This is a genomic window from Pseudomonas sp. 39004 (assembly GCF_028682155.1).
Classification (GTDB): domain Bacteria; phylum Pseudomonadota; class Gammaproteobacteria; order Pseudomonadales; family Pseudomonadaceae; genus Aquipseudomonas; species Aquipseudomonas capeferrum.
In genome coordinates this window covers 1-15,030 of the sequence record NZ_JANIAG010000141.1, presented here as the reverse complement: position 1 = coordinate 15,030, position 15,030 = coordinate 1, and the positions used below count along the sequence as shown (strand labels likewise).

Genomic DNA, 15,030 nt, shown 5'->3' with positions numbered 1-15,030 from the left:
TGCCGGAGTAGCTATGCCCACCCCCCCAATGCGGTAAGCTTCAGGCCATGAACCTCGACACCCGCATCAAGTACCGCCACCTGCTGTGCTTCCTGGAGATCGCCCGGCAGGGCAGCCTGGCCAGGGCTGCCGACAGCCTCGCGATCAGCCAGCCAGCGATTTCCAAGACCCTCAAGGAACTCGAAGAGCTGCTGGAAGCACGCCTGTTCGAACGCAGCCGGCACGGCGTCGAACTGACCCCGGCCGGCACCCGCTTCATGCGCTACGCCGGGCCCAGCGTACAGGCCTTGCGCGATGGCGTGAGCAGCCTGCGCGGCGAAGCACGGGCGCCGTCGCAAGTGCGCATTGGCGTGCTCTCTACCGTCGAGGGCTTGTTGATGCCCGAAGTGCTGTGCCGCCTGCATCAGCGTCATGAGGCGTTGCTGATCAGCGTGGTGACCGGGGCCAGTGCGCAGTTGCTCGGGCAATTGCGCCTGGGTGAGCTGGAGCTGGTGGTCGGGCGCATGACCGACAGCCCGCAGATTCAAGGCCTGTCGTTCGAGCACCTGTACAGCGAGTCGATGAGCCTGGTCGTGCGGCCGGGGCACCCGCTGCTGGCCACCACGCCAGTGGAGCGGGCGCAGGTGGGGCGCTATCCGCTGGTCTTGCCACCCCCCGGCACCACCATTCGCCAGCACGCCGACAGCCTGTTCGTTCAATGTGGTGTGCAGCTGCCGGCGCAACGCTTGGAGACCTTGTCGCTGGCCTTGAGCCGCCGCTATCTGCTGGGCAGTGATGCCGTGTGGGTGGCACCGCGCGACGCCGTGCTGATCGACCTTGGCCGTGGCGAACTGGTCGAACTCGACCTGGGCGTGCGCGAGCCGGGCGGCTCGGTCGGCATCTGTCGCAATGCCGCCTTGCCGCAGAGCCTGCCGGGGCAGTGGGTGTGCGAGGTGCTGCGCGAGGTGGCGGGGCAGTACCGCGAGGGTAGCTACCCTTGAACCCGTGCTGTCAGCAGGGCACTGAGCGCCTTGAGGTTGTCATCACTCAGGCTGCCGCTGGCCGCCATCAGGCGTAGCTGCGCCTGCAAGATAGCGTAGCGCTGGCGGGCCAGTTGCAGGCGGGTGCGGGTTAGCTGCTGCTCGGCATCCAGCACGTCGCTGCTGATGCGCGCGCCTGCCTCGAAGGCGTGCGTGGTGATCCGCAGGTCACTCTGGCTGGAGCGCATGGCCTGTTGCAGGGCCTGATACTGACTGATGCCGCCCGTCAGGTTGAGGTAGGCCTGGCGCGCCATGAAATCAGCTTCGCGCCGTGCATCTTCCAGTTCATCTTCCGCCGCGCCCTGCAGGGCACGCGCCTCGCGGGTACGGCTCTGAGTACCGCCACCGGCATACAGCGGCACGCTCAGTTGCACGCCAACCACCGTCTGGGTGTATTTCTCCTCGGGTACGGTAACGTCGTAAAGGCTGCCACCGACCGAGGCAAACCGGCCATGCGCGGCCACCAGGTCGAGGGTCGGCAGGTGGCCGGCTCGTTGTTTTTCCACTTCCTGCTCGGCGATCAGCTGGCGCACCTCGGCGGCCTGCACCTTCAGGTTGTGCTGGCGTGCCTGGTCGGTCCAGGCATCCAGCCGTGCCGGTTGCGGGCCACTGAACGCCACCTCGTCGTCGAGCCTGGCCAACTCGCCCGGCGTGCTGCCCGTCAGCCTCGCCAATGCCTGCTGGTTGAGGCGCAAGGCATTACCGGCGGCAATCTGTTCGGCCAGCGCCAGGTCGTAGCGGGCCTGGATGCGCTGCACTTCGTTTTCGGTCCCCGAGCCCTCGCGCCGAAAGCGCTGTGCCTTGTCCAGTTGCTGGCCAAGGGTCTGCACCTGCTGGCGGCTGGTGCCCAGTTGGTCTTCGGCAAGCAACAGCTCGAAGTAGGCGTCGGCCACGCGCAGTATCAGGTCCTGGCGCGCGGCCAGCAGGTCGATTTCGCCCGCCGTTGCCAGGGCCTTGCCCTGTTCATGGCCGATGACGTTCTGCCAGCGCAGCAGGGGCTGGATCAATACCAGCGCGTAGGCATTGGAGTTGTCGCGGTTGCGGCTGGCCGCCCCGCTGTGTTCGCGGTCGACCCAGGCTGCGCCGCTTTCCAGGGACAGGTGCGGCAGCAACGTGGCCAACCCCTGCGGGGCCTTTTGTGCAGCCGCCAGCTGGCGTTGCTGGGCGGCGGCATAGGCCATGTCATGCCCCAGGGCCTGCTGGTAGGTCTGGTACAGGTCGCGGGCCTGTACGGGGCTGGCGCAGACCAGCGCCAGTATCAGCACCGCTAGGCGGATTCGTGTGCATTGTCCGAGCACGTCGCGGACTCCTTTGCAAGTGAGGGCTTGTGTTGGCGGGGGTTGCGCATCAGTAGCACCATCGGGACGCCGATCAGCATCACCGCACCGAGCAGGCCGAAGAGCATGCTGAAACCGAGCATCTGCGCCTGCTCCCGGGCCTGGACGAAGGCCAGCAGGGCGTTGGCCTGGTCAGCGCCGAGCAGCTCGGTGGAGAGCCGCCGCGGGTCGAGGCTGGCCAGGTCCCAGCCGCTGGTGACCAGGCGGTTTTCGTCGACATGCTCGGCGAGCTGCCGGTAGCGCGCCCAGGAAAAACGTGTGAGCAGGGTGGCGGCGATGGCGATACCGACGCTGCCACCGAGCTGGCGCATCAGGTTGAGCACGCCGGAACCTACCGAGATCAGCTGTACCGGCAGTTGGCGCATGGCCAGGTTGGTCAGCGGCACGAAGATCATGCCCAGGCCGAACCCCCGGATGATCAGCGGCCAGTACAGTGTGTCGGGGTTGCTCTGCAGGGTGAACTGGGTATGCAGGTACATGGCGTAGCCGTAGACCAGGATGCCCACGCAGATGAAGTAGCGCTCATCGATGCGGTTTTCCTGCGACAGCTTGCCGATTACCAGGGTGCTTACCGCGCTGGCCAGGGCCCCAGGGAAGATCACCAGGCCGCTCTGGTAGGCACTTTGTTCGAGCAGCGTCTGCAGCAGCAGGGGCACCATGAACAGCGTGCTGTACAGGCCGAAACCGACGCAGAAGGCGCACACCGAACCCAGCAGGAACTCGCGGTTGTTGAACAGCGCCAGGTTGACGATCGGGTTGCTCACCCGCCGCTCCCAGTAACAGAAGCCCACCAGGCCAAGCAGCGCCAGGGCCAGGCACAGCAGGCTCAGGTCCGACTCCAGCCAGTCCCAGTGCTCGCCGCGCTCCAGCAGGATCTGCAAGCTGCCGACACCGACGGCAAGCAACAGGAAGCCCAGGTAGTCGATGCTCTGCGGGCGGCGCTCGTTGGGCGAGTCGCCCACGCACAGCCAGGCCAGCAGCAGGGCCAGCGCACCAATGGGCAGGTTGATCAGGAAGATCCAGTGCCAGGAGAACTCATCAATCAGGTAGCCCCCCACCGACGGGCCGAGGGTCGGCCCCATCATCACCCCGACGCCATACAAGGCCATGCCTGAGCTGACCTTCTCCTTGGGGAACACGTCATAGATGATCGCCTGCGAGATGCCTAGCAGTCCGCCCCCGGCCAGGCCTTGTATCACGCGCCACAGCACCAGTTGCCAGAGCTCCTGGGACACGGCGCAACCGAGCGACGCCAGCACGAACAGCGCCGACGACACCAAGTAGTAGCGGCGCCGGCCAAACCAGGCAGACAGCCAGCCGCTGGCTGGCAGGATCACCACATTGGCCACGATGTAACCGGTAGAGATCCAGGAGATTTCGTCCACCGACGCGCCAAAGCTGCCCATCAGGCTCGGAATGGCGACGTTGACGATGGTCACGTCGAGCAGCTCCATCATCGAGATCAAGGTCACCGTCACGGCCACCAGCCAGGGCGACTTCATAGTGCCTGCCCGCTGTCGCGGGTATCGACCTCGACGAACACGCTCATGCCTTGGCTAAGTGCCTGCTGCATGGCCGTGGGCAGTTGCCGGAACTCGATCCGTGCCTGGATGCGCTGCACCACCTTGGTGAAGTTGCCGGTGGCGTTCTCCTGCGGCAGCAGCGAGAACCGCGCACCGGTGGCCGGTACCAGGCTGTGCACCACACCCTCGAGCTGTTGCCCCGGAAAGGCGTCGACGCTGATGCGTGCCGGTTGGCCGACCCGTACTCGGCCGATCTGGGTTTCCTTGAAGTTGGCCACCACCCACATGCGCTCGGTGCTGACCAGGCTCAGCAGCTTTTGCCCGGCCACCACGAATTGCCCAGGCTGCACATCCTTGTGCACGATGACCCCGGCCCGTGGCGAGGCCTGCCGGGTATCCTGCAGCTCGATACGGGCCAGGGCCAAGGCCGATTCGGCTGCCTTGATCCGGTACTCTTCCACCTTCAGTGCCGCCTGGTTGGCCAAGGTGCCTTCACGGGCGGCAGTGGAGTTGTCCCGGGCAGCCTGCAATTGATGGTTCAGGGCATCGAAGCGGGCGCGCGCGGCTTCCAGGTCCTGGGTGCTGACCACACCCTGCTCGGCCAGCCGTTGCGTGCGCCGATAGTCGCTGCGTGCCTGCTCGGCGTTGGCCACCAGTTGTCCGATAGTGGCCTGTGCTGCCTGGCTGCGTGCGGCGGCACTGCGCACCTGGCTGTCCATCAGGCCAGGCATGCCGCCCTGGCCTGTGGCGACCAGCGCGCCCAGATAATTGGCTCGGGCCTGTTCGAGCCGCTGCTGGTATTCGTCCTCACGCACCTGGAACAGCAGGTCTCCCTGCTTCACCCGGGTGTTCTCGTGCACCGGCACTTGTACCACCACGCCGCTCAGCCTGGCTCGGATGGGGATGATCACGCCTTCCACTTCGGCGTTGTCGGTGCTGACGTACTGCTTTGCGTATTGCCAGCGTTGCAGCCCCAGTACGGCCAGGCCTGCGATGACCAGCACCGATACTGCCAACTTGGTGTACTTGCCTTTCACCATGTCACACGCTCTCGTCCTTGTCGTTTAAGGCCATTGCCCCTTGCCTGCGGTGCGCGCAGGCAAGGGGCAATGCTCAGCTGGCTGCCGCCACGCAAGTGGCTTGCGCAGTCGCGGTGGCGCGCTGGTCGAGCAGTTCGAACACGCCGTCCCACAGCACGGTACGGGCCACCAGCGCATCGGCTGCACTCTTGGCCAGCGCCTGTTGCTGTGCGGGTTCGCTGACGATCTCGGCGATGATGCGTTTGGCCGCCGGGCCGTGATCGTCACCGTCCATCTCGATGTGGCGCTTGAGGTAGTAGGTCAGCATCGGCACGCTGGCTTCCTCGATCGCCCAGCGCTGCAGCAGGCCGCCGAACATGTCGGGGATGATGTCCTCGCGGCCGAAGAAGAAGTACGCCAGTACCTGCTCGGTCGAGCCGTGCAGGGCAACGTCGAGGGTCTTGCTGACGAACACCTTGGCCGGCAGCGGGATGTCGACGTTGGTCAACGCCTGGGCCAGTGGCACGCCTGCTTGCAGCAGGGCCTGGAATTGACGGAACGGGCCAGTGTCGGCGCCAATCTCGTCCATGGCGCTGAGGTACAGGTCCAGGTGGCTGATGAAGCCGCCGCCAGGGTGCTCGTCGGTTTCTTCGCCGGTGACGATCTCGTTGATCAGCCGCGCGGCAATGATGTGCCGCGGCGGCAGCCAGGGCAGGCTGACGCAGGTCAGGTCGCGCTGGATACGCTTGAGCAGCGTCATGAAATCCCACACGGCGAACACGTGGTTCTCCATCAGCAGGCGCACGTCATCCAGCGAGCTGATCCTGGCGAACAGGGGGTGTGCCAGCAGGGTGCGGCGTTCATTCTCGATCATTGCATCTACATCAAAAGACATACTCGGCTCCTTGAGTGTGGGGGCGGTGTACCGGGCGCAAATTACTGCCCGGGGCGGCCTGGCGGTGGCATTGCTTGCCAGGCGCCGGCATAGGGGAAACGTGCCTTGCAGTAGCGCAAGGCGCCGAAGAAACGCGGTTCGAGCAGCGCCTGCCGGCCTTCGTACCAACCGCTGGCGAGCAGTTGGCGGTGCAGCCGTGGCAGGCGCCAGCACGGCACCCGCGGGTACAGGTGGTGCTCCAGGTGATAGTTGGAACCCAGGTGCAGCAGGGTGCTCAGCCAGGCGGTGCGCGAGCGTGCCACCGGCCGGTCGACGCAGGCCTCGAAGGCATGCTCCTGATAGGCGTTGAGCGCGGAAATCAACAAGGCCAGCAACAGGCACCCAGCCATCGCCGGCAGTAGCACCGGCCACTGCGTCGCCAGCGCCAGCCACAGCGCCGGCCACAGCAGTTGGCAGGCCAGATTGACCCTGGCCAGCAAGCGGATCTGCTTGTCCGGAAGCGGCAGCGTGCCTTCGACCTTGGCGCCGGGCAGGGCCAGGCGCACGGTCTGCAGCAGGTACCAGGCGGTGGCATGCAGGCGCGACACCAGCAGCCGGGTAACGGCCAGGCGATAGCGCCGCAACAGGCGCCAGTCCGGGTCCTTGGGGCCGCCGTTATGGCGATGGTGCTGCCAGTGGTCGACGAAGTAGCCGGTGACGCAGAAGCCGGTCAGCATCGAACTCAGCAACACCGCCAGCATGCAGCTGTACAGCCGGTTTTCGCTAAGGTTGAAGTGGAAGCCCTCGTGGCCCAGGATGCCCTGCAGAAACAGGCCGTAACCCGCCGGCAGCAGCAGTGGAAGGGCCAGCGGCCATGCCTGCGGCAGCTGGCTGAGGGTCTCCACCAGTACTGCCAACGGGACGGCGAACAGCAGCAACGCATAGCCGACCACCCAGGTGGTTTCCAGCGCCGACGGCTTGAGCAGGCTGCGGTCCGGGCGTAGCGTGGGCTTGTCCAGTGCCAGTTGCGTCATCGGCCTGCCCTCAGTCGATCAGTTCGGGCTTGAGCGACAGCTGCCCGGCGTTGCTCAGGCGGCGCAGGCGCAGGCTGATGAACGCGTCGACCACGCTCGGCAGCCAGCGGGCGGTGTACATGGCCACGCTGCCGAGGAAGGTCAGGCCACGGTTGCGCAGGCCACGCTGGGTGCAGGCACGTACCAGGCCATTGCTGGCGTCATCGAGTTTTTCTTCCAGCGACAGCAGCACGCGCTCGCCGCGCTTGAAGCTGACCAGGCGCTTGACCGACAGGCCGACCCGTTCGGCCGGGTCGTGAATGGCCGTGTCGATGAACCCAGGGAACACTGTTACCACGTCCAGTTGCCCGGGGTACTGCATGCGCAGTACATCCGAATAGGCGCTCATGGCCCGTTTGCTGGTGGCATAGGCAGCGACGTAGGGCGCGTTCACCAGGGCAAACAGCGAAGACACGTTGACCACCTTGCCCTGCGTGCGCAGCAGCGCCGGCAAGAACCGCGAGGTCAACTGCCAGGGGGCCAGCAGGTTGATTTCCAGGGCGCGGCGCACGTCGTCGTTTACCCCCGTCTCGCCGCGCTCCAAGGTCAGCACCCCGGCATTGTTGACCAGGATGTCGATGTCGCCGAAGCGCTCCAGGATCGAGGCGGCGGCTTCGTCCAGGCGCTCGCGGTCGCACAGGTCGAGCAGGTAGTAGGCATCGAAGTTGAGGGCCGTGTGCGGTTCGAGCCGGTCGATGCCGATCACGGTTGCACCTTGCTGCTTGAGCTTGCGCGCGGTTTCCAGGCCCAGGCCGCGTGCCGCGCCGGTGATGACGACGATCTTGTTGAGCAGTTTCACAGGGTGACTCCATTGGCAATGCTGAAGGTGGCGCCATGCAGGTAGCGGTCGAGGTTGGCCGTCATGCTGAAACGCCCGGGAGGGTGGAACTGCAGGCCACGGGTGCTGGCCAGCCAGTCGCAACTCAGGTTCGAGCGGATGAAGGCCAAGCCACCGAGCATCTGGTGGGCCAGGTCGGAGGCGCTGGCCAGTTGCTGCTCGATGCCGTAGCGGGTCAGCAGCAGGCGCGCCAGCAAGTCATCGGCGTCGCCTTGCAGCTGATCGACCTCATGCGCCAAGCCCTCCAGGGCGCTCAGGCACAATTGCAGTTGGCAGGCCAGTTGCACCCGCTGCTGGTCGCTCCAGCGGCGCTCGTCGATTGCCCGCTCCACCAGGCCCATGCAGGCCCCCAGGTAACTGGCGCTGATCAGCAGCTCGAACCAGATGAAACCGATGGTCTGTACGTCGCCCAGCTGCGACTTCAACCCGGCGGAGAAGATCATCTTCTCGCTGACGTACACATCCTCCAGGCGCAGCTCCAGGCTCTGTGCACCGGCCAGGGCGCTGTTGCCCCAGAACGGGTGGTGGCTGATGCCTGGTGCGGACGCGGGGATGAGGGCGATCATCAGCTCTTCGCCATGCTCGCTGGCACGGCTGAAGCTGGCGGTCAGCAGGTCCATCGAGCGGGTCAGGCTGCACGGTTGCTTGCTGCCGCTCAGGCGTACGCCGTCGGCCAGTTGCAAGGCTTCCATGCCGGCATCGAGGATGCCGCCACCAGGCACGCCTTCAGCGAAGCCGGACGCCAGCAGCAGGCGTTGCCGGGCGATGGCTGACAACAGCAGGCCTTCGGCGCCTGTGCCCTTGGCGGCAACCGCGACCAGGCTGGCCACGGAAAACTGATGCATGGTGCTGGCCACGGCCAGCGAGGGCGACAAGGCGCCGAGGGCGAGCTGCACATGCAGCGCTTCGCGCGCGCTGGCCCCCAGGCCACCGCCAGCCCCGGGTACCAGCAAGGCAACCGGCCCGTTTTGTTTGAACCAGTCCACCACCGGGCTACCTGCCGCCTCGCGCTGCTCGAATGGCAGCTCTGTCAGCAGGTCGGCGAAGCCTGGGGCAAAGCGGTTCAGGGTTTGCCTGGCGTTTTGCAGGAGTGGCAACGGCATGGCATCAATCCTTGATCTGGCTGTTCGGGAACAGGCCACTGATGATGGCGCTGATGTTGTCGTGGATAGCTTGCCGGGCTACCGGGTCGAGCATGTCGGCAAGCATCGGCAGGCCCAGGTCGAAGCACGAGCGGAAGGCAATGCTGGCGCCCTCGGCGGTTTCGCTGACTTGCCAGGAGCCGGAGAAGTGGTCGATGTCGCCTGCGGTCTGGCGGAAGTGGATATGCAGGTTGTCGGGGTCGAAGACATCGCGTTCCTGCCACTTGAGAATGCCGCTGTGGAAGTTCACCTCCCAGTTGCTCAGCACCTCGTGCTCATGGATCGATTCGATCTCGATGTTGCGCACCGATTCGCACAGCTGGGGGTAGAGGCTGAAGTTGCTGATAGCGGCGTAGACCTGTTCGGCACTCTGGCTGGGAACATGGGCGGTCAGGCTGACTTCTTTCATTTCGGTGTCCTATTCGAAGGTGCGGGCAAGGGCGCGGGCGAAACCGCCAAGCAGCCATTCAACGTCGCTGTCGCTGTACAGGGCTGGCGGTGTCAGGCGGATTACCCGGTGATCGTTGAGCGAATGGTTGACCACGATGCGTTGGTCGATCAGGTGCATGACCATGTTTGCCGCCAGCCCGGCGTCGGCGAACTCGAGCCCGAGCAGCAGGCCGGCGCAACGCAGCTGCACCTGGGCGCCGCGCGGGTGTTGCCGCAGCACGGTCTGCAGGCCCAGCTGCAGGCGTTGGCCCAGTGCTGCGGCGCGCTCCACCAGCTGTTCGCGCTGCATCACATCGAGGGTCGCCATCACTGCGGCCATGGCCAGCGGGTTGGCGCCGAAGGTGGAGGTGTGCATCAACGGGTTGCGATTGAGCGGTGCCTGCATGTCGGCGTTGCAGACCATGGCGCTGACCGGCACGCAGCCACCGGACAGGCTTTTGCCGACCAGCAGGATGTCGGGCACCACTGCCTCGTGGTCGCAGGCCCACCAGCGACCGGTGCGGCCGAGGCCAGACTGGATTTCATCGGCAATCAGGATCGCGCCGTACTGGTCGCACAGTTTGCGCACCTGCTGCAGGTAGCCGGCAGCAGGCACGATCACCCCGGCTTCGGCCTGTACCGGCTCAAGGATCACGCAGGTGCGTTCGGGTTGTGCCTGCAACTGCAGGCGCAGCGCCTCGGCATCGCCAAAGGGCACGAAATGGCTGTCGCCCAGGCGGTCGGCGAACGGTGTGCGATACAGAGCCCTGCCGGTGACTGCCAGGGCGCCAAGGGTCTTGCCGTGGTAACCACCCTGGGTAGAGATCACGTGCTGGCAGCCATTGAGCCAGGCCAGCTTGAGCGCCGCCTCGGTGGCTTCGGTGCCGGAGTTGCAGAAGTACACATACTGCAGTGGGTCTGGGCATACCGAAGCCAGGGCCGCAGCGGCCTGGGCCTGGAACGGGTTGAGCATCAGCTTGCTGGCCATGGGGTGGCTGTGCAGCTGGCGGCTGACCTGCTCGACGACCTGCGGGTGCGAATGCCCGAGCAGGAACACGCCATAGCCACCGGCATCCAGGTAGCGATGGCCGTCCATGTCGTACAGATAGACGCCTTCGGCACCCACCTCGATGGGCAGGTTCATCATCGAGGCCAGGCGGGCATAACCCGCATTGACATGGTCACGGTACTGCGCGCGCACGCGCTCGGCATCAAGCCCTTCGGGCAGGGGGGTGAAGCTGTTCATCGTCTCAGGCCTCCATGGCCAGTTCGCCACGGCGCTCGCCCGCTGCCGGAATTTTCAGCATGCGTTGCATGGCCGAAAGCTTGGGCGCCAGGCATGCCAAGGTAAGCGCCAACTCCTGGCGCGGTGAGCGCTGGGCCAGGCGCTGGGCCGGCAACAGTTGCTCCAGGGAGCTGGGCAGCGGCTGCAGCAGGCTGGCGTAGCGGCACAGTTGGGTCGCCCGGCCGAGGGCTGCGCGGATGTTCTCTTCGAGGGCCGGCAGGAACACCGGGCGTACCAGGCGTTCGTAGATGTCCGGGTTCATGCAGCGCGGGCGCTGGAAAGGTGTGCTCTGGTCTTGCATTTGTTCGCACATGAGGTCGAGCAGGGTGCGGATATCAAGCGCCTGTGGGCCGTTGGTGAGGAAGTAGTCGTCACCGATCAGGCGCTGATCCAGGGCACTGGCGATACCGGCAGCTGCCACGTCGCGGGCGATGACATCGACACGGCCGCCCTCCGGGCAGGGGATGATCGGCAGGTAGCCCGACATCATCAGCCCCATGGTCAGGTGAAAGCCCTGCAGCATGGGCATGTGGCCGCTGTGGCTGTCGCCGATGATGATCGACGGGCGGAAGATCGAAACCGGTACGCCGGCCTCGCGCACCAGGGTCTCGGCTTGGCGCTTGACCACTTCGTACGGGGTCGAGGGCATCACCCCAGGGTGGTAGTCACAGGGGTGGGTGAAGGCAGTGCTGATGTGGTACAGCGGCACGTCGGCATCGCGGACAAACTGCAGCACCTGCTCAGTGCCTTGGTAATTGACCGAGAACACCGCTTCGGCATGGCCATCCAGGCGGGTAATGGCCGCGCAGTGGATGACCCAGTCGACCCGTTTGGTCAGTGCCAGGTAGTCCGTGTGGGACAGGCCCATGCGCGGTTGGCAGATGTCGCCGCGCAGGGTTTCGACCCCAGGGTGGCGAATGCTGCTGCGACGGGTCAGGCAGACCAGGTGATAGCGCTCGGCCAGTTGGTCGATCAGGGTATCGCCCAGTACACCGGCTCCGCCGGTAAGGAAAACGGTCAGCCGCGTTTGTCCAGACATGGACTAGCACTCCTTGCTCGCTAGGTTGATGAAGTGGCCCGTCTGCCTGGCAGCCGCAAGGGGGCCAAGGAACCGGAGCGATTAAAAAAGCCGACCTGTGTGCCTGTGTTTCAGTGGCAACGGCCGGCAAGCGGCCCTGCGCCTGGGTGGAGACCCCGATCGGCGCGGGCTGGAGGGGATGATGGCGATTTAGAACTGCTGATTCTTGAACGAATCGCTTGTATTGCGCAGTACCACGGCGACGCGGCTGGGCGACATGCCGACCATGCGCCGCATCATGCGGGTGAGGTGGGCCTGGTCAGCGAAGCCGCCGGCGATGGCGGCATCGCTGAGGCTGGCGTCGTGGGCGAGGGCATGGCAGGCACGTTCGAGCTTGCGCCAGATGATCCATTGCGACAGTGGCACGCCCATCTGGTGCGTGGCGAAAAAGCGCAGGCGTGGGCTGGACAGGCCCACCGCGCTGGCCGCGCGCGACACCGCGCCGATGCCCGCCCAGTCCTGGCGCAGCAGGTGCAGGGCATTGGACAGGCGTGGGTCGAAGCTGTCGGGGGGCACCAGCTTGAGTTCGAGGGCTGCGACTACCTCATCGAAGTTGGCCGCCTGGCGCACGCAATCGACGATGTCACGGCTGACCGCTGCCTTGCCGCTCTCGTCGAGCAGGGCTTTCAATGCGCGGCCAAGCGGCGCGTCCGGGTAGAAGTAAAGGAAGGCAACGCGGTCGGGGTTGGGCAGCGAGCGATGGTCGACTGAGGGCCCGATCAGTACCCCAGGTGCACTGAGGGCATGGTTACCGAACTCCACGGTGATGTCGTAGCGCAGGCCGATGCACAGCTGGATGGCGACGTGGGCGTGGGCTGCGGTTTGGTCGGTCTTGCCGGTGTAGCCCAGCCAGTAATCACCGAAAGTTACTGCTCCGTCCCATCTCATTGTGCATCCCTGAAGCCCGTTCTAGACAGCCTGGCCGCGCCCGGGCCAGCATCCTGAAAGCGGCAGATGATAGCGTTATGGTATATCTTGGTCGATACAAAGCGTAACGAATGATCTTTTGCACTAATTAAGGCTTTTCTGATGCATGCAAGGCTGTTGAACTAATCAGTGTTTACCCGCTCCTATGCCGGTAGCCATTGGTCACGGCCGCCTGCTAAGCTCGCGGCTTTACCCTGATTGCCCTTATGGCGCATGAACAAGGAAATAGCATGAAACAGCATCGTTTGGCGGCTGCGGTTGCCCTGGTAGGCCTCGTATTGGCTGGCTGCGACCAACAGGCCAGCAGCCCCGAGCTGAAGACTCCGGCACAGAAAGCCTCCTACGGTATCGGCCTGAACATGGGCAAAAGCCTGGCTCAGGAAGGCATGGAAGACCTTGACTCCAAAGCGGTCGCACTGGGCATCGAAGACGCGGTCAGCAAGAAAGAGCAGCGCATCAAGGACGAAGAGCTGGTAGAGGCCTTCACCTCGCTGCAGAAGCGCGCCGAAGAGCGTCTGGCCAAGGCCAGCGAAGAAGCCGCTTCCGCCGGCAAGAAGTTCCTCGAAGACAACGCCAAGAAGCCAGGCGTGGTCACCACCGCTTCGGGCCTGCAGTATGAAGTGATCAAGAAGGCCGACGGCCCGCAGCCCAAGCCGACTGACGTAGTCACCGTTCATTACGAAGGCAAGTTGACCGATGGCAAGGTGTTCGACAGCTCCGTCGAGCGCGGCAGCCCGATCGACCTGCCGGTCAGCGGCGTCATCCCAGGTTGGGTCGAAGGCCTGCAACTGATGCACGTCGGCGAAAAGTACAAGCTGTTCATCCCGGCCGAACTGGCTTACGGCGCCCAGAGCCCGAGCCCGCTGATCCCAGCCAACTCGGTACTGGTATTCGACCTTGAGCTGATCGCCATCAAGGACCCGGCACAACTGCAAGGTGCAGAGCCGGAAGCCGAAGCACCGGCGCAAGCGCCAGCCGAAGCACCAGCAGAAGAACCAGCCAAGTAATACTGGCTGCTTTTGCACAGAACGCCCCGTCTTGACGGGGCGTTTTCGTTTGCGAGGTAGACGCTTGGAAGAACCTCTGCCGGCTGATACTGTCCGAGCAATAGCAGCGTGATGAAGTAGGATGCTTCTGACGCAAATCGTTTGCGCAACTGAAACGACTGTGTAAAAAACGCCCGATCTGACCGGGACCCTTGCCTAGTGGGCACCTGACGTCAGAAACTTCGCCCTGTTCACAAGGTTATCCACAATAAATGTGGATAACCCTTCCTCTCGGAGGCTCCATGAGCGCACCCTGGAATTTCGCCCGTTTCCTGCCGCTGGCCGAGCGCCTGCTCAGCCGCGGGCGGTTACCGGCACTGCTGTTCGCCGTGGCCCGCAAAGGCCCGCGAATCGGTCAGCTGCGCGAGGATGTAAAGCTGCTGCAGTCACTGTGCCTGGCCTGGTGGCGGGGCGAGTACCGCGCCATCAGCCCCAAGGCATTGGTGACCATCGTTGCCGGCCTGCTGTACTTCGTCAGCCCTATCGACGCCATTCCCGACTGGTTGCTGGGGGTGGGGTTCCTCGACGATATCGCTGTGCTGGGCTGGGTGCTGAAAACCGTCGCGGATGAGCTTGGGCGTTTCAAAGCCTGGCGCGACAGCCAGGCGCCAGAGCGGTTGCGGGTGGTCGAGCGCTTGCCGAACAGCCCCGAAGCCTTGCGCCTGGAACGCAATACGCAGTGAAATCAGCCTGAGCTGCACACACTCCCGTACTTGGTAATATAATTGGCATAAGGATTATGCCTATGGATTACATGCCGTAATCCCACGTAAGGGGGTTGTAATGGGTATTCAGGTTATCAGCCGGGACGGTCAGCCCGAGTACGCAGTTGTTCCCTGGGAGCAGTACCAGGCACTGTTGAAGGCAGCAGGGCAGGCGCCTGCCGAGGCAAGCGCCAGTGAAACGCAGGTCAGTGCCGCCAGTGCGCCCTTGCCGGCTTTCAGCGAGGTGGCGCAGATACGTGAGGCGAAGGGCATTGCCCCTGAGCTACTGGCGCGCAATGTTGGTGTCAGCCCGGCCTATCTGGCCATGATCGAATCAGGCGAGCGACAGCCGGACGCCGCCATCCGCCGCGCCCTGGCCTGGCACCTGGGTGTGGCGGGTTGGAGCGAGCCATCATGAGCCAGGTCAGGATCAGCCGCCAGCACTGGCAGAACCTGCTGGACGAGCTTGACCTGGCCCGTCGTCAACGTCATTTGCTGACGTATCGCGCGCTCATCGAGCGCTTGCAACTGCCTAGCCCGGCCATGCAGACGCTGACTGCCGCGTTGGAGTACCTGGCCGTGATCGATGCGCGCGCCGAGCAGCCGTTGCGCAGTTCGCTGGTCATCAGCCAGGGCGCCAGCCGCCTGCCGCGTACCGGGTTTTTCGAGTGCGTCGAGCGGCTGGGCCGCTTTGCCGGGCCGGTTGATGGCATGGAGGCGGCGTCGTGGCATGCCT

16 protein-coding genes are annotated in these 15,030 nt (G+C 64.7%); 5 read left to right on the top strand and 11 right to left on the bottom strand.

Annotation, left to right across the window (positions count from 1 at the left end; all coding sequences use genetic code 11):
• The first annotated feature begins 47 nt into the window (after positions 1 to 47).
• On the top strand, positions 48 to 980 hold the full coding sequence (gene pcaQ / locus NP534_RS20625; RefSeq protein WP_033700770.1) for a pca operon transcription factor PcaQ: 933 nt from the start codon (positions 48 to 50) through the stop codon (positions 978 to 980).
• Here pcaQ and NP534_RS20620 read toward each other — a convergent pair.
• The 11 genes from NP534_RS20620 to NP534_RS20570 form a co-directional block, all read right to left on the bottom strand.
• On the bottom strand, positions 971 to 2,317 hold the full coding sequence (locus NP534_RS20620; RefSeq protein ID WP_274099922.1) for a TolC family outer membrane protein: 1,347 nt from the start codon (positions 2,315 to 2,317) through the stop codon (positions 971 to 973). The genes pcaQ and NP534_RS20620 overlap by 10 nt on opposite strands.
• On the bottom strand, positions 2,287 to 3,858 hold the full coding sequence (locus tag NP534_RS20615; protein WP_033700768.1) for a DHA2 family efflux MFS transporter permease subunit: 1,572 nt from the start codon (positions 3,856 to 3,858) through the stop codon (positions 2,287 to 2,289). Before NP534_RS20615 ends, NP534_RS20620 begins: the two co-directional genes overlap by 31 nt.
• A complete protein-coding gene (locus NP534_RS20610) occupies positions 3,855 to 4,919 on the bottom strand; it encodes an HlyD family secretion protein (protein WP_274099921.1) in 1,065 nt (354 codons plus the stop codon). Before NP534_RS20610 ends, NP534_RS20615 begins: the two co-directional genes overlap by 4 nt.
• 73 nt (positions 4,920 to 4,992) lie before the next feature.
• The gene (locus tag NP534_RS20605; protein ID WP_227696841.1) at positions 4,993 to 5,793 is read right to left on the bottom strand and encodes a DUF3050 domain-containing protein; all 801 of its coding nucleotides are present in this window, start codon (positions 5,791 to 5,793) and stop codon (positions 4,993 to 4,995) included.
• Positions 5,794 to 5,834: 41 nt separating this feature from the next.
• Complete coding sequence (locus NP534_RS20600; RefSeq protein ID WP_274099920.1) at positions 5,835 to 6,806, bottom strand: fatty acid desaturase; 972 nt, start codon at positions 6,804 to 6,806, stop codon at positions 5,835 to 5,837.
• Positions 6,807 to 6,816: 10 nt separating this feature from the next.
• Positions 6,817 to 7,644, bottom strand: a complete 828-nt coding sequence (locus NP534_RS20595; protein ID WP_033700762.1) for an SDR family NAD(P)-dependent oxidoreductase — start codon at positions 7,642 to 7,644, stop codon at positions 6,817 to 6,819.
• On the bottom strand, positions 7,641 to 8,786 hold the full coding sequence (locus tag NP534_RS20590; protein WP_047581711.1) for an isobutylamine N-hydroxylase: 1,146 nt from the start codon (positions 8,784 to 8,786) through the stop codon (positions 7,641 to 7,643). Before NP534_RS20590 ends, NP534_RS20595 begins: the two co-directional genes overlap by 4 nt.
• Positions 8,787 to 8,790: 4 nt before the next feature.
• The gene (locus NP534_RS20585; RefSeq protein ID WP_047581713.1) at positions 8,791 to 9,234 is read right to left on the bottom strand and encodes a type II toxin-antitoxin system RatA family toxin; all 444 of its coding nucleotides are present in this window, start codon (positions 9,232 to 9,234) and stop codon (positions 8,791 to 8,793) included.
• Between the two features lie 9 nt (positions 9,235 to 9,243).
• Positions 9,244 to 10,500: an aspartate aminotransferase family protein gene (locus NP534_RS20580; RefSeq protein WP_274099919.1), complete on the bottom strand. Its 1,257-nt coding sequence runs from the start codon at positions 10,498 to 10,500 to the stop codon at positions 9,244 to 9,246.
• Between the two features lie 4 nt (positions 10,501 to 10,504).
• Positions 10,505 to 11,578, bottom strand: a complete 1,074-nt coding sequence (locus tag NP534_RS20575) for an SDR family oxidoreductase (RefSeq protein ID WP_274099918.1) — start codon at positions 11,576 to 11,578, stop codon at positions 10,505 to 10,507.
• A 189-nt stretch (positions 11,579 to 11,767) separates the two neighbouring features.
• Positions 11,768 to 12,505 (bottom strand): AraC family transcriptional regulator, encoded by a 738-nt coding sequence (locus NP534_RS20570; RefSeq protein ID WP_274099917.1) that lies wholly within the window; start codon positions 12,503 to 12,505, stop codon positions 11,768 to 11,770.
• A gap of 269 nt (positions 12,506 to 12,774) precedes the next feature.
• On the opposite strand from NP534_RS20570, the gene NP534_RS20565 reads away from it, so the two are divergent.
• The 4 genes from NP534_RS20565 to NP534_RS20550 all read left to right on the top strand — a co-directional run.
• Positions 12,775 to 13,551, top strand: a complete 777-nt coding sequence (locus NP534_RS20565) for an FKBP-type peptidyl-prolyl cis-trans isomerase (RefSeq protein WP_047581718.1) — start codon at positions 12,775 to 12,777, stop codon at positions 13,549 to 13,551.
• A 281-nt stretch (positions 13,552 to 13,832) separates the two neighbouring features.
• Positions 13,833 to 14,273, top strand: a complete 441-nt coding sequence (locus NP534_RS20560) for a YkvA family protein (protein ID WP_033700753.1) — start codon at positions 13,833 to 13,835, stop codon at positions 14,271 to 14,273.
• Between the two features lie 100 nt (positions 14,274 to 14,373).
• Complete coding sequence (locus NP534_RS20555) at positions 14,374 to 14,712, top strand: helix-turn-helix domain-containing protein (protein ID WP_274099916.1); 339 nt, start codon at positions 14,374 to 14,376, stop codon at positions 14,710 to 14,712.
• Positions 14,709 to 15,030, top strand: a 322-nt coding sequence (locus NP534_RS20550; RefSeq protein ID WP_274099915.1) for a hypothetical protein, incomplete at its 3' end; no start/stop codon positions are given. The genes NP534_RS20555 and NP534_RS20550, both read left to right, overlap by 4 nt.

Bases quoted from the DNA above. Each gene is read 5' to 3' on its own strand.
- NP534_RS20605 (WP_227696841.1), bottom strand. From the start codon at position 5,793: ATGTCTTTTGATGTAGATGCAATGATCGAGAATGAACGCCGCACCCTG.
- NP534_RS20575 (WP_274099918.1), bottom strand. From the start codon at position 11,578: ATGTCTGGACAAACGCGGCTGACCGTTTTCCTTACCGGCGGAGCCGGT.
- NP534_RS20560 (WP_033700753.1), top strand. From the start codon at position 13,833: ATGAGCGCACCCTGGAATTTCGCCCGTTTCCTGCCGCTGGCCGAGCGC.
- NP534_RS20585 (WP_047581713.1), bottom strand. From the start codon at position 9,234: ATGAAAGAAGTCAGCCTGACCGCCCATGTTCCCAGCCAGAGTGCCGAA.
- NP534_RS20555 (WP_274099916.1), top strand. From the start codon at position 14,374: ATGGGTATTCAGGTTATCAGCCGGGACGGTCAGCCCGAGTACGCAGTT.
- NP534_RS20600 (WP_274099920.1), bottom strand. From the start codon at position 6,806: ATGACGCAACTGGCACTGGACAAGCCCACGCTACGCCCGGACCGCAGC.
- NP534_RS20570 (WP_274099917.1), bottom strand. From the start codon at position 12,505: ATGAGATGGGACGGAGCAGTAACTTTCGGTGATTACTGGCTGGGCTAC.
- NP534_RS20610 (WP_274099921.1), bottom strand. From the start codon at position 4,919: ATGGTGAAAGGCAAGTACACCAAGTTGGCAGTATCGGTGCTGGTCATC.
- NP534_RS20590 (WP_047581711.1), bottom strand. From the start codon at position 8,786: ATGCCGTTGCCACTCCTGCAAAACGCCAGGCAAACCCTGAACCGCTTT.
- NP534_RS20565 (WP_047581718.1), top strand. From the start codon at position 12,775: ATGAAACAGCATCGTTTGGCGGCTGCGGTTGCCCTGGTAGGCCTCGTA.
- pcaQ (WP_033700770.1), top strand. From the start codon at position 48: ATGAACCTCGACACCCGCATCAAGTACCGCCACCTGCTGTGCTTCCTG.
- NP534_RS20615 (WP_033700768.1), bottom strand. From the start codon at position 3,858: ATGAAGTCGCCCTGGCTGGTGGCCGTGACGGTGACCTTGATCTCGATG.
- NP534_RS20580 (WP_274099919.1), bottom strand. From the start codon at position 10,500: ATGAACAGCTTCACCCCCCTGCCCGAAGGGCTTGATGCCGAGCGCGTG.